Source organism: Gammaproteobacteria bacterium, assembly GCA_022340215.1.
Lineage (GTDB): Bacteria > Pseudomonadota > Gammaproteobacteria > JAJDOJ01 > JAJDOJ01 > JAJDOJ01.
Window position 1 is genome coordinate 1 of record JAJDOJ010000028.1, and the last position, 25,426, is coordinate 25,426.

The 25,426-nt window shown below is 61.2% G+C and carries 38 protein-coding genes; 2 read left to right on the forward strand and 36 right to left on the reverse strand.

Features of this window, described 5'->3' with window-relative positions:
* Positions 1–271: 271 nt before the first annotated feature.
* The 4 genes from tsaB to mrcB all read right to left on the reverse strand — a co-directional run bounded on the left by tsaB (position 272) and on the right by mrcB (position 5,727).
* A complete protein-coding gene (gene tsaB / locus LJE91_01890) occupies positions 272–961 on the reverse strand; it encodes a tRNA (adenosine(37)-N6)-threonylcarbamoyltransferase complex dimerization subunit type 1 TsaB (GenBank protein MCG6867505.1) in 690 nt (229 codons plus the stop codon).
* Positions 962–1,043: 82 nt separating this feature from the next.
* On the reverse strand, positions 1,044–2,981 hold the full coding sequence (locus tag LJE91_01895) for an ATP-dependent DNA helicase (GenBank protein ID MCG6867506.1): 1,938 nt from the start codon (positions 2,979–2,981) through the stop codon (positions 1,044–1,046).
* A gap of 2 nt (positions 2,982–2,983) precedes the next feature.
* Complete coding sequence (locus LJE91_01900) at positions 2,984–3,427, reverse strand: tetratricopeptide repeat protein (GenBank protein ID MCG6867507.1); 444 nt, start codon at positions 3,425–3,427, stop codon at positions 2,984–2,986.
* A complete protein-coding gene (gene mrcB, locus LJE91_01905; protein MCG6867508.1) occupies positions 3,424–5,727 on the reverse strand; it encodes a penicillin-binding protein 1B in 2,304 nt (767 codons plus the stop codon). Before mrcB ends, LJE91_01900 begins: the two co-directional genes overlap by 4 nt.
* Positions 5,728–6,134: 407 nt before the next feature.
* Here mrcB and LJE91_01910 point away from each other — a divergent pair, with 407 nt between their 5' ends.
* Together LJE91_01910 and LJE91_01915 are read left to right on the forward strand one after the other, a co-directional pair.
* On the forward strand, positions 6,135–7,694 hold the full coding sequence (locus LJE91_01910) for an AAA family ATPase (GenBank protein ID MCG6867509.1): 1,560 nt from the start codon (positions 6,135–6,137) through the stop codon (positions 7,692–7,694).
* 104 nt (positions 7,695–7,798) lie between these two features.
* Complete coding sequence (locus LJE91_01915; GenBank protein ID MCG6867510.1) at positions 7,799–8,806, forward strand: adenosine kinase; 1,008 nt, start codon at positions 7,799–7,801, stop codon at positions 8,804–8,806.
* Between the two features lie 50 nt (positions 8,807–8,856).
* On the opposite strand, the gene ispF is transcribed toward LJE91_01915, so the two are convergent.
* From ispF to LJE91_02075, 32 genes are all read right to left on the reverse strand, one after another.
* Positions 8,857–9,342 carry a 2-C-methyl-D-erythritol 2,4-cyclodiphosphate synthase gene (gene ispF / locus LJE91_01920; GenBank protein ID MCG6867511.1) on the reverse strand — a complete coding sequence of 162 codons (486 nt, stop codon included), beginning with the start codon at positions 9,340–9,342 and terminating at the stop codon, positions 8,857–8,859.
* Positions 9,339–10,082: a 2-C-methyl-D-erythritol 4-phosphate cytidylyltransferase gene (gene ispD, locus LJE91_01925; GenBank protein MCG6867512.1), complete on the reverse strand. Its 744-nt coding sequence runs from the start codon at positions 10,080–10,082 to the stop codon at positions 9,339–9,341. Before ispD ends, ispF begins: the two co-directional genes overlap by 4 nt.
* A gap of 128 nt (positions 10,083–10,210) precedes the next feature.
* Positions 10,211–10,945, reverse strand: coding sequence for an SAM-dependent chlorinase/fluorinase (locus LJE91_01930; protein MCG6867513.1), 735 nt, complete (start codon positions 10,943–10,945; stop codon positions 10,211–10,213).
* Positions 10,946–11,126: 181 nt separating this feature from the next.
* Positions 11,127–11,501, reverse strand: a complete 375-nt coding sequence (gene rplQ, locus LJE91_01935) for a 50S ribosomal protein L17 (GenBank protein MCG6867514.1) — start codon at positions 11,499–11,501, stop codon at positions 11,127–11,129.
* 59 nt (positions 11,502–11,560) lie between these two features.
* The gene (gene rpoA, locus LJE91_01940; protein ID MCG6867515.1) at positions 11,561–12,541 is read right to left on the reverse strand and encodes a DNA-directed RNA polymerase subunit alpha; all 981 of its coding nucleotides are present in this window, start codon (positions 12,539–12,541) and stop codon (positions 11,561–11,563) included.
* 260 nt (positions 12,542–12,801) lie between these two features.
* Positions 12,802–13,422, reverse strand: coding sequence for a 30S ribosomal protein S4 (gene rpsD / locus LJE91_01945; GenBank protein ID MCG6867516.1), 621 nt, complete (start codon positions 13,420–13,422; stop codon positions 12,802–12,804).
* Positions 13,423–13,438: 16 nt separating this feature from the next.
* Entirely contained in the window at positions 13,439–13,828 is a 390-nt protein-coding gene (gene rpsK, locus LJE91_01950; GenBank protein ID MCG6867517.1) for a 30S ribosomal protein S11, read from the reverse strand.
* A gap of 54 nt (positions 13,829–13,882) precedes the next feature.
* Positions 13,883–14,239, reverse strand: coding sequence for a 30S ribosomal protein S13 (gene rpsM, locus LJE91_01955; protein MCG6867518.1), 357 nt, complete (start codon positions 14,237–14,239; stop codon positions 13,883–13,885).
* A gap of 72 nt (positions 14,240–14,311) precedes the next feature.
* Positions 14,312–14,425, reverse strand: coding sequence for a 50S ribosomal protein L36 (gene rpmJ / locus LJE91_01960; protein MCG6867519.1), 114 nt, complete (start codon positions 14,423–14,425; stop codon positions 14,312–14,314).
* A 34-nt stretch (positions 14,426–14,459) separates the two neighbouring features.
* Complete coding sequence (gene secY / locus LJE91_01965; protein MCG6867520.1) at positions 14,460–15,779, reverse strand: preprotein translocase subunit SecY; 1,320 nt, start codon at positions 15,777–15,779, stop codon at positions 14,460–14,462.
* Positions 15,780–15,819: 40 nt separating this feature from the next.
* Complete coding sequence (rplO, locus tag LJE91_01970; GenBank protein MCG6867521.1) at positions 15,820–16,263, reverse strand: 50S ribosomal protein L15; 444 nt, start codon at positions 16,261–16,263, stop codon at positions 15,820–15,822.
* Position 16,264: 1 nt separating this feature from the next.
* The gene (gene rpmD / locus LJE91_01975; protein MCG6867522.1) at positions 16,265–16,453 is read right to left on the reverse strand and encodes a 50S ribosomal protein L30; all 189 of its coding nucleotides are present in this window, start codon (positions 16,451–16,453) and stop codon (positions 16,265–16,267) included.
* Between the two features lie 26 nt (positions 16,454–16,479).
* Positions 16,480–16,986: a 30S ribosomal protein S5 gene (gene rpsE / locus LJE91_01980; GenBank protein MCG6867523.1), complete on the reverse strand. Its 507-nt coding sequence runs from the start codon at positions 16,984–16,986 to the stop codon at positions 16,480–16,482.
* An 11-nt stretch (positions 16,987–16,997) separates the two neighbouring features.
* On the reverse strand, positions 16,998–17,351 hold the full coding sequence (gene rplR / locus LJE91_01985) for a 50S ribosomal protein L18 (protein ID MCG6867524.1): 354 nt from the start codon (positions 17,349–17,351) through the stop codon (positions 16,998–17,000).
* 22 nt (positions 17,352–17,373) lie between these two features.
* Positions 17,374–17,898 carry a 50S ribosomal protein L6 gene (rplF, locus tag LJE91_01990; GenBank protein MCG6867525.1) on the reverse strand — a complete coding sequence of 175 codons (525 nt, stop codon included), beginning with the start codon at positions 17,896–17,898 and terminating at the stop codon, positions 17,374–17,376.
* A gap of 13 nt (positions 17,899–17,911) precedes the next feature.
* Positions 17,912–18,307 carry a 30S ribosomal protein S8 gene (gene rpsH / locus LJE91_01995; GenBank protein MCG6867526.1) on the reverse strand — a complete coding sequence of 132 codons (396 nt, stop codon included), beginning with the start codon at positions 18,305–18,307 and terminating at the stop codon, positions 17,912–17,914.
* A 36-nt stretch (positions 18,308–18,343) separates the two neighbouring features.
* Positions 18,344–18,649 (reverse strand): 30S ribosomal protein S14, encoded by a 306-nt coding sequence (gene rpsN / locus LJE91_02000; protein ID MCG6867527.1) that lies wholly within the window; start codon positions 18,647–18,649, stop codon positions 18,344–18,346.
* Between the two features lie 11 nt (positions 18,650–18,660).
* Positions 18,661–19,200, reverse strand: a complete 540-nt coding sequence (rplE, locus tag LJE91_02005; protein MCG6867528.1) for a 50S ribosomal protein L5 — start codon at positions 19,198–19,200, stop codon at positions 18,661–18,663.
* On the reverse strand, positions 19,201–19,518 hold the full coding sequence (gene rplX / locus LJE91_02010) for a 50S ribosomal protein L24 (protein ID MCG6867529.1): 318 nt from the start codon (positions 19,516–19,518) through the stop codon (positions 19,201–19,203).
* A 39-nt stretch (positions 19,519–19,557) separates the two neighbouring features.
* Positions 19,558–19,926 carry a 50S ribosomal protein L14 gene (gene rplN, locus LJE91_02015; GenBank protein ID MCG6867530.1) on the reverse strand — a complete coding sequence of 123 codons (369 nt, stop codon included), beginning with the start codon at positions 19,924–19,926 and terminating at the stop codon, positions 19,558–19,560.
* A gap of 33 nt (positions 19,927–19,959) precedes the next feature.
* Positions 19,960–20,223, reverse strand: a complete 264-nt coding sequence (rpsQ, locus tag LJE91_02020) for a 30S ribosomal protein S17 (GenBank protein ID MCG6867531.1) — start codon at positions 20,221–20,223, stop codon at positions 19,960–19,962.
* Positions 20,216–20,422 carry a 50S ribosomal protein L29 gene (rpmC, locus tag LJE91_02025; protein MCG6867532.1) on the reverse strand — a complete coding sequence of 69 codons (207 nt, stop codon included), beginning with the start codon at positions 20,420–20,422 and terminating at the stop codon, positions 20,216–20,218. The genes rpsQ and rpmC overlap by 8 nt, the downstream gene beginning before the upstream one ends.
* An 11-nt stretch (positions 20,423–20,433) precedes the next feature.
* On the reverse strand, positions 20,434–20,847 hold the full coding sequence (gene rplP / locus LJE91_02030; GenBank protein MCG6867533.1) for a 50S ribosomal protein L16: 414 nt from the start codon (positions 20,845–20,847) through the stop codon (positions 20,434–20,436).
* A 36-nt stretch (positions 20,848–20,883) separates the two neighbouring features.
* A complete protein-coding gene (gene rpsC / locus LJE91_02035; GenBank protein MCG6867534.1) occupies positions 20,884–21,555 on the reverse strand; it encodes a 30S ribosomal protein S3 in 672 nt (223 codons plus the stop codon).
* Positions 21,556–21,583: 28 nt separating this feature from the next.
* Positions 21,584–21,916 (reverse strand): 50S ribosomal protein L22, encoded by a 333-nt coding sequence (gene rplV, locus LJE91_02040; GenBank protein ID MCG6867535.1) that lies wholly within the window; start codon positions 21,914–21,916, stop codon positions 21,584–21,586.
* A gap of 21 nt (positions 21,917–21,937) precedes the next feature.
* Positions 21,938–22,210, reverse strand: a complete 273-nt coding sequence (gene rpsS / locus LJE91_02045; protein ID MCG6867536.1) for a 30S ribosomal protein S19 — start codon at positions 22,208–22,210, stop codon at positions 21,938–21,940.
* Positions 22,211–22,225: 15 nt separating this feature from the next.
* Positions 22,226–23,053, reverse strand: a complete 828-nt coding sequence (rplB, locus tag LJE91_02050; GenBank protein ID MCG6867537.1) for a 50S ribosomal protein L2 — start codon at positions 23,051–23,053, stop codon at positions 22,226–22,228.
* A gap of 17 nt (positions 23,054–23,070) precedes the next feature.
* Positions 23,071–23,367 (reverse strand): 50S ribosomal protein L23, encoded by a 297-nt coding sequence (gene rplW, locus LJE91_02055; protein ID MCG6867538.1) that lies wholly within the window; start codon positions 23,365–23,367, stop codon positions 23,071–23,073.
* The gene (gene rplD, locus LJE91_02060; GenBank protein ID MCG6867539.1) at positions 23,364–23,969 is read right to left on the reverse strand and encodes a 50S ribosomal protein L4; all 606 of its coding nucleotides are present in this window, start codon (positions 23,967–23,969) and stop codon (positions 23,364–23,366) included. The genes rplW and rplD overlap by 4 nt, the downstream gene beginning before the upstream one ends.
* Before the next feature lie 5 nt (positions 23,970–23,974).
* Positions 23,975–24,619 carry a 50S ribosomal protein L3 gene (gene rplC / locus LJE91_02065; protein ID MCG6867540.1) on the reverse strand — a complete coding sequence of 215 codons (645 nt, stop codon included), beginning with the start codon at positions 24,617–24,619 and terminating at the stop codon, positions 23,975–23,977.
* Positions 24,620–24,819: 200 nt separating this feature from the next.
* Complete coding sequence (rpsJ, locus tag LJE91_02070; GenBank protein ID MCG6867541.1) at positions 24,820–25,134, reverse strand: 30S ribosomal protein S10; 315 nt, start codon at positions 25,132–25,134, stop codon at positions 24,820–24,822.
* 132 nt (positions 25,135–25,266) lie between these two features.
* A partial coding sequence (locus LJE91_02075; GenBank protein ID MCG6867542.1) for an elongation factor Tu occupies positions 25,267–25,426 on the reverse strand: 160 nt, incomplete at its 5' end.

Sequence of the window (25,426 nt, forward strand, 5' to 3'; positions counted from 1 at the left end):
TTGAAGCCCTGAAGGGAAAGGTGCACGAGTCCCTGGAAATTTTTAAGAATGCCTCGAAAGAGGTGCTATCTCTCTTTGGGTTGTACCATGAGATGGTAACTGCCTGATTTTTTGCCGAAAATATTTATCTTAAAAGCTATAGATCAAATGTGCAGCTACACATTTCAAGTATACCCATGTCATCAAACGCGGTGGAAATGCGGTGGTCAGTCCCCTGAATGGCCTGCTGGCCGGTTGAATGGTTTTCCGTTCGGTAACTTTTCGCAACGGTTCAGGGTGGCAATGCCTTCTTCGCGACCCTGTCCCTGAGATAGACGGGTTGGGCCTGCTCTACCGGCACCGCTTCCCCCTTGGTGAAACGGTCAACGGCTAGTGGCAGGACGTACCGGGCGTCGGGTAAGCGATCCTCCTCGATGCCAGCCAATCTATCGGCGCCTATGCGCCCGCGCAGTATCGCGCCGTAGGATTCCCAGCCACTACCCGCACCATGGAATTGACCCGTCGAAGGAACCGGGACCCGCTCCGGGGGACTGACGCGTTCCTCATCCATCGCTCGCGCCAGTCCGTCTTCGCCCTTTTCATACGCGCCCCAGTAGACTTCGTCCATCCGGGCGTCCAGGGCACAGAGCACGCGTGTGACCCCGCGTTCGGCGATGGCCCCCTGCGCCATCGCGGCGAGGGTGGACACGGGGACCACCGGCAGGTCGAGTCCGAAGGCGATGCCCTGCACCGTGCCGGCCGCGATCCGCAGGCCGGTAAAGGAACCGGGACCGCGGCCGAAAGCCACCGCATCGAGTTGATTCGCCCGAATACCCGCCTCGCCCAGCAGTTCGGAGCACATCGACAGGACGAGATCGGCGTGTTGGCGGGGCGCCAGTTCGAACCGCGCCAGGACGTCGCCGCCACAGCGCAACGCCACGGAACAGGCCTCTGTTGCCGTTTCGATGGCGAGCAGGTTCACTGGACGCAGCTCGCCTGCACAGGCGTGCGCCGGATCAACTGACCTGTCAGAGGCAGGCGGAGGGAATTTCGCATCTTCGGGATCATTCCGCGGCGAGCGGCGACCCGTTCCCGACGGGGTCAGTGTGTGCGGACAGGAACGTAGTCGCCACGTCCCGGCTTTCGGTCACCGCCATCGGCGGCAGACTTTCCAGGAAGATCCGACCGTAGTGCTTCCGGGTCAGTCTCGGGTCGCAGATCATCACGACCCCGGTGTCTTCCTCTCCGCGGATGAGGCGCCCGACTCCCTGCTTCAACATGATGACGGCACGCGGCACCTGGAGTTCCATGAAGGGATTGCCGCCCCGGGTGCGCAGGTCCTCGATACGCGCCTGGGTTACCGGATCGCCGGGCGAGGCGAACGGCAGCTTGTCGATGACGACGCACCCTAAGGCCTCGCCCCTGACGTCCACGCCCTCCCAGAAACTCCCGGTTCCGAGCAGCAGCGCATTGCCCTGCTCCCGGAACCGCTCCAGCAGTTCTCTGCGCGGCGCACCGCCCTGCACCAGTAGCGGACCGTCCCAGACACCGGACAGCATCCCGGCCGCATCACGCAGCGCGCGGTAGCTCGTGAACAGCGCGAACGCGCCGCCCCCGTTCGCGCGCACCAGGGGCAGCATGGCGTCCACGACTGCACGGGTGTGTTCCTGGCCGCCCGGATCCGGCATCCCGCCGGGCACGTAGAGCAGCGCGTTGGCCTCGTAGTCGAACGGGCTGTCCAGTTTCAGCTCGTCGGCATTGCCCAGGCCGAGCCGGTCGCGGAAGTGCTCGAAGGAGTCCCCCACCGCCAGTGTGGCCGAGGTGAAGATCCACGCCCCCCGGTAGCACGACATCCTTTCGGCGAACAGAGACGCCACGTCGAGCGGGGTCAGGTGCAGCGTGAACCCGCGTCGCGTGGTCTCGAACCAGCGGACCGTCCCGGCGTCGTCCTCCGCCATGGCATCCAGGCGGCGCGTGAGTTCCAGGGCGCGCTGGTGGCAGTTGTTCAGGCCCTTTCCGCGTTCCGAGGCCAGTTCGAGCGCCGCTGCACAGTCGCCGAGCCGCTCCCGGATCTCTTCCAGCGCCTCGCCCACCGCCGCCTTGCCGCGCACCGCCCGCCAGGGCGCGGTTCGCTCCCGTTCACCGAGGCTCAGCCGGAAACGCGCCGCGGCGTTGCCGACGGCGTCACACAGCTCGCGCAGTTCCTGCATATCCGTCGCGTCCCGGAGCTGTTCGGCGACGGTGTCCGCGGTGAAGTCCCGCAGTTGCCGCGCGCTGATGCCGGTGCTGAAGAACGCCGAGGCGATCTCGGGTAACTGATGGGCCTCGTCCAGGATAAACGCATCGGCATCCGGCAGCAGTTCGCCGAAGCCTTCGTCACGGATCGCGAGATCGGCGAAGAAGAGGTAGTGGTTGACCACCACCAGGTCGGCGGCCTGCGCACTACGCCGCGCGCGTACCAGCCAGCAATCCTGAAAGGACTCGCAGTCGCTGCCCAGGCAGTTGTCGACCGTGGAGGTGACCATCGGCCACACCGGGGACGCTTCGGGCACCTCGACGACCTCGGCGATATCGCCGGTCCGCGTGACACCCGCCCAGCGGCTGACGTGGTACAGGTCGCGACGCGAGACGAAGCGCGTCCCAGCGTCGTTCGCAAGCCGTAGCCGGTGGTGGCAGAGATAGTTCGCGCGGCCTTTGAGCAGCGCGGCGCTCACGTTCGCGCCCAGCGCCTTACGAACCACGGGCAGGTCTTTGTGAAACAACTGGTCCTGGAGGTGCCTGGTGCCGGTGGAGGCAATCACCTTGAGTCCGGATGCCAGGGCCGGCGCCAGATAGGCGAAGGTCTTTCCGACCCCGGTGCCGGCTTCGACGACCAGCGTCCGGCCGGTTTCCAGGGCCGTCTCGACCGCATCGGCCATGCGCTGCTGCTGCGGCCGGGAGCTGAACCGCTCCAGGTGGCGCGCGAAGGGCCCGTCGCGATCCAGCAGATCCCCGGCGCGCACGCCTATCTGCCGCCCGCCGCCGCTTCACGCGCCTCGACGATGATGTCCTGGTTCACCTTCCTCAGTCCGGCATTCCCGGGTGCCAGACCACTCGATCTCAGCGCCAGCGTCTCGGCCTGTTCCCAGTCCCCCTGGTCCAGGCGGACCAGCGCCAGTCGCTGCCAGACGAGGGGTTCGGAGGGGGCGATCCGGATCGCGCGCTCCAGGGTCGCCGCGGCGCCATCGAGATCCCCCGAGGCGTACTGCTCTCCGGCCTTGCGCAGCAGTTCGCGCACCGGTCCAGAGGGCGTCTCCGCGGCCAGTTCCCGCGAGGAGGGCACGATCGTGACATCGGGTGGCGGCGCCGGGGCCGGTGAGGGCCGTTGCGGCACGGAACAGGCCGAAATCAGGATAGCCAGTAACAGCCCGGTGAGCACCGGGAGACGAATCCATGTGGGTCGATTCAATTCAGCAGTCCTTTCAGCCATTTCAGTGGCGACCTGGCTTTCTCGCTGACCCGTCTCGCGCACGGTGCGACACCCGCTGGCTGGGAGTTCCGGATAAAGGGTAGTTCCTGAGTCCCATCACAACCCGTGTCGGCCAGCAGCCCGGTGGCAAGGTCGATCCGCAGCCATTCGACACCCTGCGGTGCGTCCAGAACGAGTGGCCGCGTCGAGATCCTGCGCATGATATCCGCCCACACGACAAGTGCGCCACTCGACCCGGTAAGACCCGTGGGACGGTTGTCGTCGCGACCCAGCCAGACAACAGTGACGAAGTCACCCGCGTAGCCCGCGAACCAGCTATCGCGGTAGTCGTTGGTGGTGCCGGTCTTGCCCGCCACCGCCAGACCGGGCGGCAGGCGCTGGCGAAGACTCTTGCCCGTCCCCTGCACCGTCACGTCCCTCAGGGCGGAGGTGACGAGGAACACACTCTCCGCGTCGGCTGCCTGGCTGATGCGCAGGGGATAACGATTGAGCGTCTGTCCGTCCCGGTTGGCGACCGAGCGAATGGCGTTCAGTGGGACGCTGTATCCGCCATCGGCGAGTCCCTGGTACACCTGGGCGACCTCTATGGGAGACAGTTCGACCGCACCGAGCAGCAGCGACGGGTAGGCAGGCACGGGTCGCTCGACCCCGAGCCTGCCGAGCAGGCGCGCGACCGACTCCACACCGACCTCCATGCCCAATCGCGCGGTGGACTGGTTGTAGGAATGGACGAGCGCGTCGTGCAGCGAGACCCGCCCATGGCTCTCGCGGTCGTAGTTCTGAGGTGACCACGATTTTCCGTTGGCCAGCTTGACGTTAATGGGACCGTCGTCGAGCATCGTCGCGAGCGTGTAGCTGCCGGGACGTTCCAGTGCGGCGAGATAGACCACGGGTTTGATCAGCGAGCCCACGGGCCGGGCCGCCTCGATCGCCCGGTTGTACCCGGCGAATCGCGGATCGCGTCCACCGATCAACGCCGCCACCTCGCCGGTGCCGATGGCGGTGACGACGACTGCGGCCTGAAGCGCCGCTTCTCCGTCTTCCTTGCCACCCGGCAGTCGCGGCAGGCTCGACTGCATCGCCTTCTCGGCCCTGATCTGAACCAGGGGGTCCATGGTGGTGAGGATCTTCAATCCTTCCTCGCGCAGGTCCTCTTCGCGGTAGTCCCGCAGCAGTTGCTTGCGGACCATTTGCAGAAACGCGGGGAACGGGGTGCGTCCCGTTGGCGCGGCGTCCGTTACGCCCAACGGCCGTTCGCGCGCGGCCGCGGCCGCCTGTGGATCCAGCGTTCCCGCCTCCTCGAGCAGGTCGATCACCAGGTTCCGGCGCTCGATCGCCCGCTCCGGATGGCGTCTGGGGTCATACCAGGACGGCCCCTTGACCATCGCGACGAGCAGCGCGACCTGCTCCGGCTCGAGGTTGCCCAGCCGGCGTTCGAAGTAGAACTGGGCGGCGAGCGCGAATCCGTGGATCGCGCGTTCGCCATCCTGGCCCAGGTACACCTCATTGAGATAGGCGCCGAGGATCTCGTCCTTGTCGTAGTGGGCCTCCAGCAACAGGGACATGACCGCTTCGTTCAGCTTGCGGCTCAGGGTCCGCTCATTGGTGAGAAAATAATTCTTGACCAGTTGCTGAGTCAGGGTGCTTCCCCCCTGTACTGCCCTGCCCGCGCGCAGGTTCGCGAGCATGGCGCGGGCGATGGCCGCGGGATCGACACCGTGGTGGTCGCGGAAACGGCGGTCCTCGACGACCAGCAGGGCGTCGAGGAGCAAAGGGGGGACATCCTCCAGGCGCACCAGCATGCGGTCCTCTCCGTGACCCGGATAGATACTGGCAATGGGAACAGGTTCCACGCGCAGCAGGTCGATCTCCGCACCCGTCGACGCGTCGCCAAGGCGGCGGATCTCGTGCCCGGCGAAATCCGCGCGTACGAGACGGCCCGGTGTGTTCTCGCCGGGGAACGGGAAACCGCGCGAATGAAAATAGACCGTGTCGCCCGACACCCGATACTCCCCGGGCGCGCGAACCTGGGAGACTTCCCGATAGCGAAGCAGGCCGAACTCCGCGACGAGGTCGGCGGCCGCGATCCCCTTCCCGGCGTGAAGCTCCAGGGGACGCGCGAACACCCTGGCCGGCAGCGCCCAGCGCCGCCCCTCGAACTGGTCGACGATGCGGTAGTCGAGCCACAGAACCCAGGCGAGCACCAGAACGAAGGACGTCAGGATCACTGCCGGCAGCGCGCGCCGCAACCCACGTTGCCAGGATCCGGTTTTTCCCATAGTGGTGCGCCTGCGAACGGCCCCTGCGAAGCGGCGCGCGGGTCTCGAACGTCTGCTGCTCTGCTTTTTCTTCGGCATGCGGTGACTGGAAATGGGAATCGAGCACTGGCCGGGAGCGGCGAATCCCGCGCGACACAGGATCCGTGGCCCGACACGCCGTTCTACCCGCGACAAAAACGCCCGCTCCGGTCGATGGCGCGGAATTCCACGGTGCAGGCGCAGTATATCGCCACGTCGCGTGTCTTGCGCCACCACCGGAGTTCATTCAACATGAAGCGTGGCCTTGACCCGTCGGGACACGGCCACGAACGCGAGGCGATGGCATCGCCCCGATGAAATCCCCTTCATCCTGTCTCCGCGGACGGGACGTTCCCATACCGAAACCCAGAGACGACCGGGACACCACAGTGCCGCTGCCAGATCTGATCCAGGGCCTGCTCAAGGCGGCAGCCTATCCCCACGCCTGCGGACCGATCGAGCTGATCGAGACCCATATCTCGTGGGTTCTGCTCACGGGAGAACTGGCCTACAAGTTGAAGAAGCCTGTCAATCTCGGCTTCCTGGACTACCGTGGCATCGAGCGCCGCAAGTTCTTCTGCGAGGAGGAGCTCCGTCTGAACCGGAGGCTTGCACCGGATCTCTACCTCGACGTGGCCACCATCGCCGGTTCGGTTTCCGCCCCACGCATCGACGGACCGGGTGAAGTCCTGGAATACGCCGTGCGGATGCGACAGTTTGCCCAGGGGGACCTGCTGCCCGAGCGCATGAAGACGACCCCGCTCGATGCCGCCACGGCCACGCGGCTCGCACAACGGGTCGCCGAGTTTCACGCTCGCGTTGCCGTCGCCCCGTTCGACTCCGACTGGGGGACGCCACGGCGCATCCTGGACGCGATGGAGCACAATTTCTCCGCGGTCCGCAGGAATGTCTCCGACCCCGGCCTGGAGGATCGGCTGGTCCCCCTGGCGCTGTGGACCTTCGAACGGCATGCCGCGCTGACCCAGGCAATGGAACTGCGTAAGGCCGAGGGCTTCGTCCGCGAGTGCCACGGTGACATGCACCTCGGAAACGTTGCCGTTATCGACGGTGAGTTAACGCTGTTCGACGGCATCGAGTTCAACCCCGGGCTTCGCTGGATCGACGTGATCAGTGAGCTGGCGTTTCTGTTGATGGACCTGGACGACCGCGGCGCCAGGCGGCATTCGCGTCGGGTCCTGAACACATATATCCATGAGACCGGAGACTACGGTGGGCTCACCCTGCTGCGCCTGTACCAGGTCTACCGCGCACTGGTACGCGCCAAGGTCTCCGCGATCCGGGCGTCCCAGTCGGTGTCGGACCCCGACACGCGCGAACGCAACGTGGCGGAATGCGCTCAGTACGTCGAGCTGGCCGACACCTACACCCGCGCGGGCCGGCCCTTTGTCTGGATCACGCACGGGTTTTCCGGCTCCGGGAAATCCACGCTCTGCTCTCACCTGAGCGAGCTCGTCGACGCAGTCTGGCTGCGTTCCGACCTGGAGCGCAAGCGGCTGTTCGGCATGGCGCCGGGTGAGCGGGAACAGGGCGGCATCGATGAAGGAATCTATTCGGCCGAGGCCGGCCGGCGCGTCTATGGCCGGCTGGCCGAGCTCGCCAGGGAGATCGTCGAGGCGGGGTTCCCCGTGATCGTCGATGCGACCTTCCTGAACGCCCCTCGGCGCTTCGAGTTCCGGCAGCTGGCGCGAATCTGCGGAGCGGGGTTCCGGATCCTGGACCTGCAGGCCGACCTCGAGACGCTGCGCAAGCGGATCGAGCGGCGCGCAGCACTGGATGCCGATCCTTCGGATGCCGATGAGCGCGTCCTGGCGCATCAACTCGAATACTACGACCCGTTGACCGGGATCGAGCGTGCGGAGGCCATACCCGTGGACACCGCAGCGCCTCCAAAACCGGCCGATATCGAGCGCTGGATCAATGGCAGCTGATCGTCGTGTCGTCGCCAGACCCGTCCCGCCACGCCGCATAGCCATCTGCTAGAATGCGCCTCCCGGCGTCACTACCCGGGGCATACGATCTAGCGAGAGTCGATATGGAAAGGAAATATCACGTCTATGGTGTCGGCAACGCGCTGGTCGATATGGAGTTCTCGGTCGAGGACGACTTCCTGCATAAGGCGCATATCGGCAAGGGCCTGATGACGCTGGTCGACCAGAACCGCCAGATCGAGCTGCTGGCCCATCTCGGCCACGGCAATGCCCGCTGGTCCTGCGGCGGCTCAGCGGCCAACACGATCGTCGCAGTGAGCCGATTCGGCGGCCGCGCCTTCTATTCCTGCAAGGTCGCGAATGACGAACTGGGGGAATTCTATGTCGACGACCTCGCCGAAGCGGGCGTGGATTCCAATCTCCACACGGAACGCAAGGACGGAGACACGGGACGCTGTCTGGTGATGGTCACCCCCGACGCCGAGCGGACCATGAACACCTACCTCGGGATCACCGAAACCCTGTCCACCGACGAGCTGGACGCCGCCGCGATCGGGAATTCCCGGTACCTGTACATCGAGGGCTATCTGGTCTCCTCGCCGACGGGACGCGCCGCGGCCATCGAAGCACGACAGATTGCGCAGGCCGCGGGTGCGCGGGTCGCGCTGACGTTCTCGGACCCGGCCATGGTGAAGTACTTTCGCGAGGGGCTCTCGGAGATGCTGGGCGACGGGATCGATCTCCTGTTCTGCAACGAGGCGGAGGCCCTGGCCTGGGCCGATACGGACGACCTGGCCGTAGCCGTCAAGGCGCTGCGCAGGGTATCACGCGCCTTCGCCGTCACCCGAGGGGCCAACGGGGCCCTGGCGTTCGACGGGACGAAATTCATCGAGATCGCCCCGCACGAAGTCCACGCGGTCGACACCAACGGTGCTGGCGACATGTTCGCCGGTGCATTCCTCTACGGAATCACCGAGGGCCATTCGTGGGAAGACGCCGGCAAGATCGCCAGCGCGGCCTCTGCGCGCGTGATTTCGAGCTTCGGTCCGCGACTCGAGGCCGGCACGCATGCCGGGATTCTGGCGGACGTCATGGAGGAGAAGGTCATCTGAGGGGCTGATGTCCGGGCGAAGACGTTTGGTAAGGCCCCCAGGAGCGTCAGTCAGTCCTCGGTCGGGATCCGTTCCAGCAGACAGACCGCATGCACCGCGACCCCCTCCCCGCGACCCTCGAACCCCAGATTCTCCGTCGTGGTCGCCTTGACGCTGACCCGATCGAGTCCGCAGGAGAGGTCCGATGCGATGTTTCTGCGCATCGCTTCGACGTGGGGCGCCATCTTCGGCGCCTGCGCAATGATCACGCTGTCCAGGTTTCCCAGCCGGTATCCCGTGCGCGTGACGAGCGATCTCACCCGCCTGAGCAGATCCCGGCTGTCCGCCCCGAGGAAACGGCTGTCGGTGTCCGGGAAATGCTGCCCGATGTCCCCCAGCGCCACCGCGCCCAGCAGGGCATCGCAGACCGCATGGATCAGGACGTCGCCATCCGAGTGCGCGGCAAGTCCGTTCGAGTGGGCGATGGTGACACCGCCAAGGACGATGTGATCACCCTCGGCGAACCTGTGTACGTCGTACCCGCAACCTATTTTCATGAATCCTTCCGATCGTTTCCCCGACCCGACGCGTCACGGCCAAGGAAATACTCCGCCAGCGGCAGGTCCTCGGGCCGGGTAATCTTGATATTCTCCGCGCTGCCTTCGACCAGCAGCGGATGATCGCCCATGGCCTCCATGGCGGACGCCTCATCGGTGACGAGCCTTCCCTGGACCTCCGCGTCGACAAGCGCGTTCTTTAAACGACCCAGACGAAACATCTGGGGTGTGAACGCGCGCCACAGTCCTTCCCTCTCCACGGTTACGTCGATCCTGTCACCCTCGGCCGCCCGCTTGAGCGTGTCGTGCACGGGAACCGCCAGGATGCCCCCCACGGGATAATTCGCGACCGCGTCGATCAGTCGGTCGATGCCGTCTCGCGAGATACAGGGGCGCGCCGCGTCGTGCACCATGACCCAATCGTCTTCGTGTGCCCGGTCCTCCAGTGCGACCAGTCCATTCAGCACGGAATGACAGCGTTCACTGCCCCCCGGGACGGTGATCACCGCCGGGGCGTTCGCGATCGACAGCGTCTGCCAGTACGAATCTTCGGGTCCCAGAACGACGACGACACCGGATACCCGCGGGTGTTCCGAGAAGGCCCGGAGACTGTGCTCGATGACCGGGCGTCCATTCAGCTCGAGATACTGTTTTGGAATCCCGGCGCCCATGCGTTTGCCCACGCCCGCAGCCGGAATGACCGTCCAGATTTTTCGGGACTCGCCCATATCCATGACCATGGTCCGTTATCGGATCGATACGCTGGAACGAATTGACGGGCCAGCGGCCCGGTGCGATGACCTCGTGACAGGCATATCCGAATCTTACTGGCCGAGGACGTCACCGTTCGGAACGCCCGGTCCGGATTTCAGTCCCGCTCGATGGCGAATTCCTGCCCGACCTTCAGGCCTATGGAGCGGGCCACGCTGTCTTCCCGCAAGGCGAATTCAACGAGCCCCACCGAATTACGATACCAGAAAGGTCTGTCCGGGACCGCCTCACCGAAGGTCCTGGCGTATTGCAGTATGCGCCCTCCCACCACGAATCGGGTGCCTTCGCTCACCGACTCTGCGCGCAGGCCCGTCATCGCGTTGCCGTAGTGATCGATATAGACCACTTGAGAGCGTTCAGCGGGCAGATTTTCCAGGGCCGTGCGGTCGATCCGTCGCTCCCTACCAGCGGGAAGCTCCCCGGTCGCCAGTCGGGCAGCGACGGGGGCGAACAGGTCCCTGCCGTGAAAGCTGCTCGATATCTCCCGGTCCTCGGGCGCTTCAAGGTCCCACACGCGAAGCCGTTCGGCCCTCGCGCAGACCACGCTGAAGATACCGTTGTCGGGACCGACGAACCAGTAGTCGTCGGCCGAAAGAAACACGGCGGGGCGGGTCGTTCCGACTCCGGGATCGACAACACAGAGGAATACGGTCCCGTTCGGGAACTGCGGGACGAAAGCGGGAACGAGATAGGCGGCACAGACGGGTTCGAATACCGGCAGGTCAGCGAACAGGTTGACGACCGGAACCTGTGGACTCCGGCGAAGAATCGCTGCCTGAACCTGTCCGACATACGGTCCCGACAACCCGAAGTCGGTCATCAACACGATCACGTCACGAACCTCCTGACAACGCCTACCCACTTCGCGAATTCGGGGGCCGGCCACACCAGACTCCCCGCGCATCCGGCGCTGTTGGGTTGTCCGGCGAATCCGGACAGGCCTGCCACCGGGGGGCTACACCTCACAAAAAAGCCGGGCAATGCCCGGCTCTCGATCCGCAGAAACGCGTTGCCTAGGCGTCCGCCGGCTCCGGTCGGTCAACCAGCTCGACATATGCCATCGGGGCGCTGTCCCCGGCCCGATAACCGCACTTGAGAATACGGAGATACCCGCCGGGCCTTTCCTTGTAGCGCGGCCCCAGTTCAGCAAAGAGTTTCCCGACCGCCTGCTTGTCGCGAAGTCGGGAGAACGCCAGCCGGCGTTTTGAGACGCTGTCGTTCTTGGCCATGGTGATCAGCGGCTCGGCGGTCCGGCGCAATTCCTTGGCCTTGGCCAGCGTCGTCTCTATGGCCTCGTGCTGGAACAATGACACCGCCATGTTACGAAACATCGCCTCGCGGTGACTGGTGGTCCGGCCAAGGTGCCTTCCTGAATATCTGTGGCGCATGGTGTGTAACCGTTGTCTATGTCTTGTTGCAAACTTCTACCGGGCCTTGTTTCCGCAGATCAGGACCCTTCCTTCAACCCCGGAGGCGGCCAGTCTTCCAATCTCATCCCCAGCGACAGGCCATGCGAGCCGAGCACGTCCTTGATCTCGGTCAGGGACTTCTTACCCAGGTTGGGGGTCTTCAACAACTCGACTTCCGTCTTCTGGATGAGATCGCCGATATGGTGAATATCCTCCGCCTTGAGACAATTGGCAGACCTGACGGTCAACTCGAGATCGTCCACCGGCAGCAGCAGGATCGGATCGATCTTGGTCTCTGTTGGTTCCGGACTCGAGACACTCTCACCTTCAAGGTCGACGAACACCGACAACTGCTGCTGTAGGATCCTCGCCGCCGCGCGAATCGTGTCTTCCGGATCCACCGTGCCGTTCGTTTCGAGATCGATGACTAGCTTGTCCAGGTCCGTCCTTTGTTCTACGCGAGCCGACTCCACGGTGTAGGCGACGCGCCGGATCGGGGAATAACTGGCATCGAGCAGCAGGCTGCCGATCGGCCGCTCATCCGCATTGCGCCGGGTCGACGCCGGCTCGTAACCACGACCCTTGAAGACCTTGAGCGTCATATCCAGGGACGCATCCTCGTTGAGCTCCGCGATAACATGCTCCGGATTCACGATCTCCACATCGTGATCTACCGCGATATCCCCGGCCGTAACCGGACCTGCCCCGGATTTCTTGAGCTGCAGCATCGCATCGGTCTTGTTGTGCATTCGAATCGCGACACCCTTCAGGTTCAGCAGGATATCGACGACATCCTGCTGCACACCCTCGATGCTTTCATACTCGTGCGGAACCCCTTCAATCTCGACTTCCACGATCGCGCAGCCGGGTATCGACGAGAGAAGTATGCGACGCAACGCATTTCCCAGCGTATGCCCGAACCCGCGCTCCAGCGGTTCCAGTACGATCTTCGCATGGCGTTGATTGATGGCTTCGACATCGACCATGCTCGGTTTTAACAACTCGTTCAGATTACCCAACCTTGAAACCTCTTGATCAACGTGAGAACTCGAACAACCTCGACGTCAATGGATCTGCCAAAGCGCCGGGAGGCCATCGATACCTGGAGCAAGGCGATTACCGGAAAATGGCATACCGGATCGCGCCGGATTTTCGTTCGTCATCAAGGCGCGACAACCGGCGCATAGTCGAACTCTGTAACGGTTGTCGCAACACAGAGGACGGACGATAAAGACAAGCAGGATGGTATGTCATTTGACAGAAATCGCCTAAAGCTCCGTTACTTGGAATAAAGCTCCACGACGAGCGACTCGTTGATATCCGGTGGCAGCTCGCTTCGTTCGGGCGCGGCCTTGAATGCCCCTTTCATGGCGTCGATGTCGACATCGACCCATTCCGGAAATCCGTATTGACTCGCAAGCCCCAGCGACTCCTTGATCCTGAGTTGCGTCCTGGATTTCTCCCGGACGGCCACCTCGTCTCCGGGCGACAGGCTGTACGACGGGATATTGACGGTCTGACCATTGACCGTGATCGCCCTGTGGCTGACCAGTTGCCGGGCCTCGCCACGGGTAATGCCGAAACCCATTCGATACACCACATTGTCCAGTCGGCTTTCGAGGAGTTGAAGCAGGTTTTCACCCGTCGACCCCTTCTTCCCGGATGCCCGCTTGTAGTAGTTCCGGAACTGCCGTTCGAGAACGCCATACGTGCGGCGCAGCTTCTGCTTCTCTCTGAGCTGCAGGCCGTAATCGGTAATCCGCGTTCGCCGATCCGCGTGCTGCCCCGGGATCTTCTCGAGCTTGCACTTCGAATCGAGCGACCGAGCCCGACTCTTGTGCATCAGGTCGGTCCCTTCCCGACGGCTCAACTTGCATTTTGGTCCTAGATATCTCGCCATGATCTGCTACTCGGTCTCAAACTCTGCGACGCTTCGGAGGGCGGCAGCCATTGTGGGGTATCGGGGTCACATCGTTGATGCTGACGATCTTGAATCCCACGGCATTCAGGGAACGTACCGCAGACTCTCTACCAGGCCCCGGGCCTTTAACATTGACTTCAAGCGATTTCACACCGAATTCCAGCGCCGCCCTTCCCGCGCGCTCTGCCGCGACCTGGGCGGCGAAGGGAGTGCTTTTGCGGGAACCACGGAATCCTGATCCACCCGATGTCGCCCAGCAGAGTGCGTTTCCCTGCCGATCGGTAATCGTGATGATGGTGTTGTTGAACGACGCATTAATATGCGCCACACCATCGGTAACGATCTTCTTGACCTTTTTCTTCGTTCGAGCTGGAGCCTTCGCCATGCTTATACCGTATCCATCAAGTTAAAACTGCATCAATTTACTGACGCTACTTCTTTATCGCTTTATCGCCCTGCGGGGACCCTTACGGGTCCGTGCATTGGTGCGTGTCCTTTGACCGCGGACCGGCAGACCACGGCGATGACGAAGCCCACGATAACTCCCGAGGTCCATCAGCCGCTTGATGTTCATGGTGACCTCGCGCCGAAGGTCTCCCTCAACGACGAACTTGCCGGTTTCTGTCCTGAGTTTCTCGACTTCGGCCTCGGTCAGGTCCTTGACCTTCGCCTCCCGCTGCACACCGGATGCCGCGCATATCGCCTCGGCCCGGGTCGGCCCGATGCCGTAGATCGATGTCAGGGCGATTACCACATGTTTACTCACTGGGACGTTAATGCCGGCTATACGCGCCATCGATAAATACTCCGGTTCTTTCCAATTCGGGACTGCCGCCGATCTTAACGGACGAGTCGATACTTGCAGGAACTAGCCCTGTCTCTGCTTGTGACGGGGATCCTTGCATATCACGCGAACCACGCCATTTCTTCGAATGACCTTGCAGTTCCTGCACATTTTCTTTACGGATGCTCTGACTTTCATCGCTTGGATTCCTTAGCTGGACCTGTCCGTGCGCCTACCTACTGATACCACTACGCCCGTAGCCCTTGAGATTCGCCTTCTTCATCAATCCCTCGTACTGATGGGACATCAACTGAGCCTGGACCTGTGCCATGAAGTCCATCACGACGACCACGATGATCAGCAGCGATGTCCCCCCGAAATGAAACGGTACGTTCCAGGACAGAATCAGAAACTCGGGCAACAGACAGACCGCGGTAATGTAGATCGCCCCGACGGCGGTCAGGCGTGTCATGACCCCATCGATATATCGCGCGGTCTGTTCACCAGGCCGGATACCGGGAATAAATGCCCCCGATCGTTTCAGGTTGTCGGCAGTCTCGCGGGAATCGAAAACGATAGCCGTGTAGAAAAAGCAGAAGAATACGATCGCCAGCGCATAGCAGGTCACATAGATCGGTTGCCCGGGAGATAGCGTCGATACGATATCCTGCAGCCAGCCCATACCCGCGCTTCTACCGAACCACTGCCCCAACGTGGCGGGGAACAGAATGATACTCGAGGCAAAAATCGGCGGAATGACGCCTGCCATGTTCAGCTTCAGGGGCAGATGGCTCGACTGGGCCGCGTACATGCGTCTGCCCTGCTGCCGCTTCGCGTAGTTCACCGTGATACGCCGCTGCCCCCTTTCGACAAAGACCACGAACCCGGTGACGACAACGGCCAGCGCAAACAGCAGGATGACGAGTGCGGCGGACAGTTCCCCTGTGCTGGCCAGCTCCAGGGTACCGCCGACAGCGGCAGGGAGTCCGGCAACGATTCCCGCGAAGATGATCATCGATATGCCGTTGCCGATGCCGCGTTCGGTAATCTGCTCACCCAACCACATCAGGAACAAGGTGCCGGTGACCAGAGATACGGTCGAGGTGAACACGAAACCCGGTCCGGCCGCGATCGCGACGCCCTGGTTCTGCAACGCCACGGAAACCCCGATCGCCTGGAATGTCGCGAGACCGACGGTGCCGTAACGCGTGTACTGGGTAATCTTCCTCCGACCCGATTCCCCTTCCTTCTTCAGTTCCTTCAATGTGGGTAGCACCGCGGTCATCAACTGAATGATGATCGAGGCGGAGATATACGGCATGATACCCAGTGCGAATATACTGAGCCGCTGCAGCGCCCCACCGGAAAACATGTTGAACATGTCCAGAATGGTGCCGCTCTGCTGATCGAAAAAGCGGGTCATCGCCTCCGGATTGATACCCGGCACAGGAATGAAGGTCCCGATCCGGTAGACGACCAGGGCTACGACCAGAAACAGCAGGCGCTGACGCAACTCGGTGATCTTTCCAAGACCACCGAGAGACCCCGCCATTGTCGAGCCCGTTGCCGCCACTGCCGCTACTCCCGCCTGACTACGCTTCCAGTTCCAGAATTTCGCCGCCGGCCGCCTCGATGGCCGCACGCGCACCCTTCGTCACGGACAAGCCCTTCAGCTTGACCGCTCTGCTGATCTCACCCGACAGAATGACCTTGCCGCGCTTCGCCCGGGCGCTCACGATTCCCGCAGCTTGGAGCGCTTCGAGATCGACGATTTCTGCCTCGACCTTCGCGATCTCCCCAAGGCGCACCTCGGCGGTCTGCCCGGCCTTCCTCGATCGAAAGCCGACCTTCGGAAGGCGGCGCTGCAGCGGCATCTGACCACCCTCGAAACCAATCTTGGTGAAACCTCCGGACCGGGATTTCTGGCCCTTGTGTCCTCGCCCGCAGGTCTTACCGGAACCCGAGCCGATGCCTCGTCCGACCCGTTGACGATCCCGGTTACTTCCGGCCGACGGCCGAAGTGTATTCAGATGCATGTCAGGCATCCTCCACGTCAACGAGGTAACCGATCCTGGAGATCATCCCTCGGTTTTCGGGGGTATCGGCAACGACGGCCGAGCTGTTCAGCTTCCTCAGGCCAAGCCCTCTTGCGCAGGCCTGATGGGATACGAGCCGCCTGTTCAGACTCTTCTTCAGCGTCACCTTGATTCTCTTGTCCATGGTCAAATTCCGGCAGAGACCCTTCGGTCCGACTAACCCACAATTTCCTCGACGGTCTTGCCACGCTTGGCGGCGATAGCGTCGGGTGACTTGATTTGTGACAATCCGTTCAGCGTTGCCTTGACGACGTTGATCGGGTTACGCGTGCCGATACACTTGGCGAGGACATTCTTCACGCCAAGCACCTCGAATACGGCACGCATGCTGCCTCCGGCGATCACGCCGGTACCCTCTGAGGCGGGCTGCATATAGACCTTCGCCGCACCGTGATAACCCACGGTCGAGTAGTACAGGGAGCCGTCCTTGAGCGGGACAGTTACCATCTGTTTCCGTGCCCGCTCCATGGCCTTCTGGATGGCTAGCGGGACTTCCCGCGCCTTTCCATAACCGATGCCGACTCTGCCTTTGCCGTCACCGACCACGGTCAGCGCCGTAAATCCAAACTGCCTGCCGCCTTTTACGACCTTGGCGACTCGATTGACCGATACCAGTTTTTCGTTCAGGCCGTCGGTGACCTTTGCCTTGTCTACGCTTGCCATGATGCCTTCCGTCAGAACTCCAGACCGCCCTCTCGCGCTGCGTCAGCCAGCGCCTTGACCCGGCCATGAAACCGAAATCCGCTTCGGTCGAATGCGACCTTTTGTAACCCTTTCTCCCTGGCCCGTGAGGCGATCGCTGTGCCTACTGCGGTGGCTGCTTCGGCGTTACCCGTGTACCTCAACGAGGAGCGTATGTCCTTCTCCAGGGTGGAGGCGGCGGCGATAACGCTCGTGCCGTCTTCCGAGATCAACTGGGCGTAGATGTGCCGCGGTGTGCGATGCACGCACAATCTCCCGATACCGAGGGACCTGATCTTGCTACGCGACCGCCTGGCCCGTCGTGTTCTGGCTGCTTTCTTTTCCATGCGGAATTACCTGTCTGCGGGCCTATTTCTTCTTGGCTTCCTTACGAACGATATGTTCATCGGCGTACTTGACGCCCTTACCCTTGTACGGCTCCGGCGGCCGGTACGCCCTGATCTCGGCGGCTGCCTGCCCGACCTTCTGCTTGTCGATGCCCTTGATCAGAATCTCGGTCTGGCTCGGCGTCTCGATCGAAATTCCCTCCGGAACGGTATACTCGACAGGGTGCGAGAAACCGAGGGTAAGGTTCAGTTTGCTGCCCTGCGCCTGGGCACGATAACCCACACCGACCAGTTCGAGTTTCTTTTCGAACCCCTGACTAACCCCGCGAACCGCATTGTTGAGCAGGGAACGCATCGTCCCTGCCAGTGCCATCGAACCCTGCTTTGACGAAAACTTGAATCCTTCGCCGTCCTGTTCGACCGATACGGATTCATGCACGGACAATTCCGTCGTTCCCTTAGGTCCCTTGACGGACACTCGCTGCCCCTCAAGGGTCACCTGGACGCCGGAAGGTACGGCCACGGGCTGTTTGGCAATTCTGGACATCTGACCGATCCGTTTACTCTACGATACAAAGCACTTCGCCACCGATACCTGCGGCGCGTGCGGCTTTATCTGTCATCAGACCTTTCGAGGTGCTTACCACGGCCACCCCCAGACCACCAATCACAGTGGGTACATCCTGCTTGCTCCGGTAGATACGCAAGCCGGGCCTGCTGACTCGTTTCAAATTCTCGATCACGGGTCTCCCGAGATAGTATTTCAAGGCAACCTTCAGCATCGGCTTGCCGCTTTCCTCGGTCGTTTCGAAACCGCGGATGTATCCCTCGTCCCGGAGGACTTCCGCAACAGCCAGCTTGAGCTTCGACGACGGCATCGTCACCTCGCTCTTGTAAGCCTGCTGCCCGTTTCGAATACGCGTCAGCATGTCTGACAGTGGATCACTCATACCCATGTGACTAAGTCCCTCGTTTCCGCTTCCCAAGCACCACTACCAACTGGACATGACCAGTCCGGGTACATCCCCTTTCATCGCGGCTTTCCGAAGCATGTTGCGTGCGAGGCCGAATTTCCGGTAGTAACCCCTGGGTCTACCCGACAGAGCGCATCGGTTTCGCATTCGCGTCGGACTTGAGTTTCGGGGCAGCTTCTGGAGGGCGAGAACCGCCGCCTGCCGCTCCTCGTAACCGGTCCCGGGGTTACCGATAATCGATTTCATTTCCGCGCGTCTGGCAGCGTACTTTTTCACGGTATGGGCTCGCTTGCGCTCTCTTTCTACCATGGACACCTTGGCCATAATCCCAGCTCCTATTTACGAAACGGGAAGTTGAACGCCTCCAGCAGCGCTTTGGCTTCCTCGTTCGAATTCGTCGACGTCGAAATCGTGATATTCATGCCGCGCAGCGACTCGATCTTGTCGTAGTCGATCTCAGGGAAGATAATCTGCTCCGTCACACCCATGCTGTAGTTACCCCGTCCATCGAACGACTTCGTGCTGAGACCCCGAAAATCCCGAATACGGGGAATCGCAATCGTAATCAGCCGATCCAGGAACTCATACATCCTGGCTCGCCTGAGCGTCACCTTGCAGCCGATCGGCCAGCCTTCACGGATATTGAAGCCGGCCACCGACTTTCTCGCCTTGGTTACGACAGGTTTCTGACCTGCGATCCGGGTCATGTCGGCAACGGCGTGATCGATCAGTTTCTTGTCGCCCACTGCCTTGCCGACCCCCATGTTCAAGCTGATCTTTGTGATCCGCGGAATCTGCATGTCGCTCTTATGCCCGAGCTTCTGCTTAAGATCCGCCCTGATCGACTGGGAATACAGCGCCTGGAGTCTGGACATCTAGATATCTACCACTTCACCGTTGGATTTGAAGTACCGGACCTTTCTTCCGTCTTCCAGCGTCTTGTAACCCACTCGGTCACCTCTGCCGGTCGCCGGATTGAAAAGCATCACGTTGGATGCGTGAATCGGCGCCTCTTTCTCGAGGATGCCGCCCGCCACACCCGCCTGGGGATTTGGTTTCTGGTGCTTCTTCACCATATTGACGTTATCCACCAGCACCCGCCCGTCGTCGAAGACCCGGTTGACGGTTCCCTTGCGCCCTTTGTCCTTACCGGTAATGACGACGACCTCGTCACCTTTCTTTATGCGCAGCATTGTCCCAATTCCAACGTTGTCCGCTGTTCCTACCCGAAATCAAAGCACTTCGGGTGCAAGAGAAATGATTTTCATGAACTGCTCGCCACGAAGCTCTCTGGTCACGGGACCGAAAATCCGGGTTCCGATGGGCTGATTCTGGTTGTTCAGCAGCACCGCTGCATTGCTGTCGAATCGCACCAGGGATCCATCCTGACGCCGAACACCCTTCGCCGTCCTGACAACCACCGCGTTATAGACATCGCCCTTTTTCACTTTCCCTCTGGGAATCGCGTCCTTAACACTGACCTTGATGATGTCGCCGATGCCGGCATATCGTCTGTGCGAACCACCCAGCACCTTGATGCACTGCACCTTGCGCGCGCCACTGTTGTCAGCAGCGTCGAGAATTGTCTGCATTTGAATCATGGCTGGATGTTCACTCCCCCGTATTTACCGAAACTACTCTGCTGCCTTCCCGACCACCTCGACCAGAGACCAGGTTTTGGTTCTGGATACGGGCCGGCATTCCTTGATCCTGACGGTATCGCCAACGCGACAGGTGTTGTCCTCATCGTGCACGTGGAGCTTCGTCGATCTACGAATGTACTTTCCGTATACCGGATGACGCACGTATCTCTCGATTAACACGGTCGCCGACTTCTCCATTTTGTCGCTGACGACCTTACCAACGACCATGCGCTCTACCTTATTCTCTTCAGACATCTGCATTGATCCGTCGTGTGCGCTCGTTCAAAACCGTCTTAATTCGGGCAATGCTCTTCCTCACCCTGGAAAACTGGTCGTTCCTCGCGAACTGACCGGTGCCCCGCTGCATGCGCAGGTTGAACTGTTCCCGTCGAAGCGCGTGCAGTTCGTCCCGGAGTTCTTCGTCGTTCTTGCCTCGCATCTCGTCAATCTTCATCCCAGTCCGCCCTACATCAAGGTTCGTTCGACAAATGCAGTCCTGACAGGAAGTTTGGCAGCGGCCCTGCGAAACGCTTCTCTTGCCACGTTCTCCGCGACCCCTTCCATCTCGTACAGCATCCTGCCCGGCTGCACCTTGGCCACCCAGTATTCGACGTTACCCTTTCCCTTTCCCTGCCTGACTTCCAGGGGTTTCTTGGTAACGGGCACATCTGGAAAGATCCTTATCCAGATCTTTCCGCCGCGCTTGACATGACGCGTCATAGCGCGCCGGGCCGCCTCGATCTGCCTGGCCGTGATCCGCCCCGTTTCCAGCGTCTTCAGCCCGTATTCGCCGAAGCTGACCTTGTTGGCAACGCTGGCCATGCCACGGTTGCGACCTTTCTGCTGTTTGCGGAACTTCGTTCGCTTTGGCTGCAACATCTTCCTGAATGTCTCTCGTTATCCGGCAATACCGAACTAGTGCTTGGCCGCGTTTTCCGTCGTCGGCTCCAGACCGAAGACCTCGCCCTTGAAGATCCAGACCTTGATGCCGATGACGCCGTACGTCGTACGTGCCTCGGAGAAACCGTAGTCAATTTCGGCCCTGAGCGTATGCAAAGGGACACGCCCCTCCCTGTACCATTCAGAGCGGGCGATCTCGGCACCGTTCAAGCGTCCCGCGACATTGATCTTTACGCCCAGTGCCCCGAGCCGCATCGCATTGCCAACCGCTCGCTTCATCGCGCGCCGGAACATGATCCTGCGCTCGAGTTGCTGCGCCACACCCTCGGCCACAAGCTGGGCGTCAATTTCCGGTTTCCTGACTTCCTCGATATTGATCTTCACATTACCCAGCGGCAACTTCATGCGCTGCGCGACTTCTTTCCTCAGCGCCTCGACGTCCTCGCCCTTCTTGCCGATAACGACACCGGGTCGGGCGGTGCGAATGGTGATATACGCCGCATTGGCGGGCCGTTCGATCTGGATCCGTCCGACCGATGCCTGGGACAGGCGTTTCTTCAGGTACGCCCTGACCGACAGATCGTCAGCCAGTATCTCGGCATACTGCCTGCCCTGCGCATACCACTTGGACGTCCAGTCCGTCGATATGCCAAGCCGGAATCCGGTCGGGTGTACTTTCTGTCCCATTTCAATAACCTTTATCGAAGATTCTTTTCTACGCGTCCGAAACCGCCACGGTGATGTGACTGCTACGCTTCAGTATCCGGTTGCCCCGACCCTTTGCGCGTGCCCGGAACCGCTTGTACGTCGGCCCCTCGTTGACATACACATTCGACACCTTGAGTTCGTCCAGATCGGCACCTTCGTTGTGCTCGGCGTTCGCGACGGCGGACTCGAGCACCTTCTTGACGATTCCCGCGGATTTCAGCTTGCTGAACGCCAGTTCGTTCAAGGCCTTTTCCACATCGGATCCCCGAATCATATCCGCCACCAACCGGCATTTCTGCGGAGACACGCGAGCGAATTTCAAAGTTGCTGATACTTGCACCTTCTTCTCCGTTAATGCGGTCTAGCGCGCCCTTCTGTCGGCGGCATGACCTCGGAACGTCCGTGTCGCGGCAAATTCACCCAGCTTGTGACCGACCATGTTCTCGTTGATCAGAACGGGGACATGCTGCTTGCCGTTGTGTATCGCGATGGTCAATCCCACCATCTCGGGCACCACCATGCTGCGGCGTGACCATACCTTTATCGGCCGGCGGTCACCCTTCTCGGCGGCCACCCGCACCTTTTTCATGACGAACTCGTCCACATAGGGACCTTTTCTCAGAGACCTAGGCAAGGCATTACCCTCTCATCACTTTCTGTTACGACGTCGAACAATCAGCCGGTCGGTACGCTTGTTCTTGCGAGTCTTGAAACCCTTGGTGGGCATTCCCCAGGGAGAAACGGGATGCCTGCCACCCGAGGTGCGTCCCTCGCCCCCGCCGTGAGGGTGATCGACCGGATTCATGGCGACACCCCTTACGGTGGGTCTCACACCCCGCCACCGTTTGGCGCCGGCCTTTCCAAGTTTCTCGAGGTTATGCTCCGAGTTACCGACTTCACCCAAGGTTGCGCGGCAATCCGCAAGAACCTTTCTCATCTCTCCCGAACGCAGCCTCAATGTTGCATATGCGCCTTCCCGGGCAACAACCTGCACACCCGCACCTGCGCTCCTTGCCATCTGGGCCCCCTTACCGGGCTTCATCTCCACACAGTGGACGATGGATCCGACGGGAATATTTCTCAGCGGCAACGCGTTCCCGATCTTTATCGGCGCCTCGAGCCCCGACACCACCTGATCTCCCGACGCAACGCCGCGCGGCGCGACGATATACCTTCTTTCACCGTCGGCGTAAAGCAGCAGGGCAATATTCGCACTTCGATTCGGATCGTATTCGATGCGCTCAACCCTGGCGTCCACACCATCCTTGTCCCGCTTGAAATCGATCGTCCGATACCTCTGCTTGTGACCACCGCCGGTATGGCGCTTGGTGATGCGACCACTGTTGTTGCGCCCGCCGTTATTGCTCTTCGGGGCAAGCAACGGTTTGTGCGGATCTCCCTTGTGGAGTCCCTCGCCGACAACCTTGACCGTAAAACGCCTGCCCGGAGACGTCGGTTTTGCCTTTTTGACCGCCATTTCTTCTGACTCTCCGGTTACTCTGCGCCCGTGAAGCGGATATCGTGCCCGCTCTCCAACCGCACGTATGCCTTCTTCCAGTCATTTCGACTGCCGGCCTGTTTCCCGTGGCGCTTGCGCTTTCCCTTGACACTGACGACATTGACCGACTCTACCTTGACCTTGAACAGGTCCTCGACAGCACCCTTGATTTCTCTCTTGGTCGCGTCAGGGAGCACTCGAAAGACGTGCTGCCCAAAATCATCGGCGGAAGCGGTGGACTTTTCCGAGATGTGCGGGGCCAACAGAATCTGCAACAGCCGTTCGCGGTTCATGACAACCACCCCTCGATCTTCCTGACGGCATCGACCGTCGCTATCACCTTGTCGTGACGCATCAGGTTGACTGGATTCACTTCGGTCGAGCTCACCACATCCACATTCGGCAGGTTGCGAGCCGCCAACGCCAATTCACGGCTGACTTCGACGTCGACGATGAGCGTGGATCCGACCTCCATGGCTTTGAGCCTTTCCGCGAGCAGTCGCGTCTTCGGTTCCGCAACCTCGATTGCATCGACCACGAGCAGCCTGTCCTGGCGAACCAGCTCGGAGAATATCGAACGCATTGCCGCACGATACATTTTCCGGTTCAGTTTCTGTTCGTAGTTCCGCGGTTGCGCCGCGAAGGTGACACCACCGGAGCGCCACAACGGACTGCTGCTGGTACCTGCCCGCGCCCTGCCGGTGCCCTTCTGGCGCCAGGGTTTCGCGCCACCGCCGGCAACCGCGGAACGGTTTTTCTGCCCCTTGGTCCCGGCCCTGCCCCCGGACAGATAGGCCGTAACCGCCTGATGGACGAGAGCGCTATTGAACCGGCTGCCAAAAGCGGATTCTGACAGCGTCACACTCGCCCCTGAATCCTGAGTTTTGAGATCCATTTCCGCTATTCCCCAGCTTTCGCGGCCGGTGTGACGGCCACGATTCCTGACTTCGATCCCGGTACGGCCCCCTTGATCAGCAGCAGGTTGCGCTCACTGTCGACCTTGACGATCTCGAGATTCTGCGTGGTGGTCCTGACGTTGCCCAGGTGACCGGACATTTTCTTTCCCTTGAACACGCGACCGGGCGTCTGGCACTGGCCGACGGACCCGGGCACCCGGTGAGAAACCGAGTTGCCGTGCGTGTTGTCCTGACCGCGGAAATTGTGCCGCTTGATAGTCCCGGCGTATCCCTTACCCTTGCTGAGGCCGGTCACATCGACCTTCTGACCTGCCGTAAAGATCTCAACCGACAATTCCTTTCCGAGCTCGAGCCCTTCGGTCTCGCCGTCATCCAGTCTGAATTCGCGCAGGGTGCGTACAGGCTCCACGCCGGATTTGGCAAAGTGGCCCGTCTGCGGCTTGCTGACACCCGAAGCCGATGCACTGCCCGCGGCAAGTTGGAGCGCGGCATAACCGTCACTTTCCTCGGTCTTGATCTGGGAGATCCGGTTTGGCGTGACGTGCAGCACCGTTACCGGTACTGACTCGCCGTCTTCCGTAAAGACCCGGGTCATCCCCAACTTCTGTCCAACCAATCCCAGCGCCATGTCAATTTACCGTCTGCAACCGTTCAACCGGAAAAAAATCCGACCCCAAGAATCTCTAAGCCCGGAACAAGCGACTTGCTCCGGGCCGAGGAAAGCAGGTGATTATGTCAGAAATTCACTCTCTAGTGAACCACCAATCGCTGTCTCGCCATCAAGGCGAACGATCCCGAACGCTCGAGCATTCCACTGCCCGGAGAATCTCAGTTCAACTTGATCTGTACGTCCACACCCGCGGCCAGATTGAGTTTCATCAATGCATCCACGGTCTTATCCGTCGGATCCACGATATCCATGATCCGTTTGTGGGTCCGAATCTCGTATTGATCCCTGGCATCCTTGTTGACATGCGGTGAGATCAGTATCGTGAATCGCTCTTTCTTTGTCGGCAGTGGAATCGGCCCCTTGACGCGCGCGCCGGTGCGCCGCGCCGTATCGACGATCTCGCTGGCCGACCGGTCGATCAATCGATGATCGAACGCCTTCAGCCGGATTCTAATGCTCTGGTTCGTTGCCATATCAATACTTCTACCCGATTCGCTTGCCCTGGCCGACTTGCCTGCCCGTGTCGCGACGATACGCGCACCCCGGGATACGTCTGCCCGATAGTGGATACCGCGGGGTTCGTTACCCCGCCGTTCGCCACCCCATTACTCAATGATCTTCGACACCACGCCGGCGCCGACGGTCCTGCCGCCTTCGCGGATCGCAAAGCGCAGCCCGTCTTCCATCGCGATCGGTGCGATCAGACTCACCGTCATCTTGATGTTGTCCCCGGGCATCACCATCTCGACACCCTCGGGAAGATCC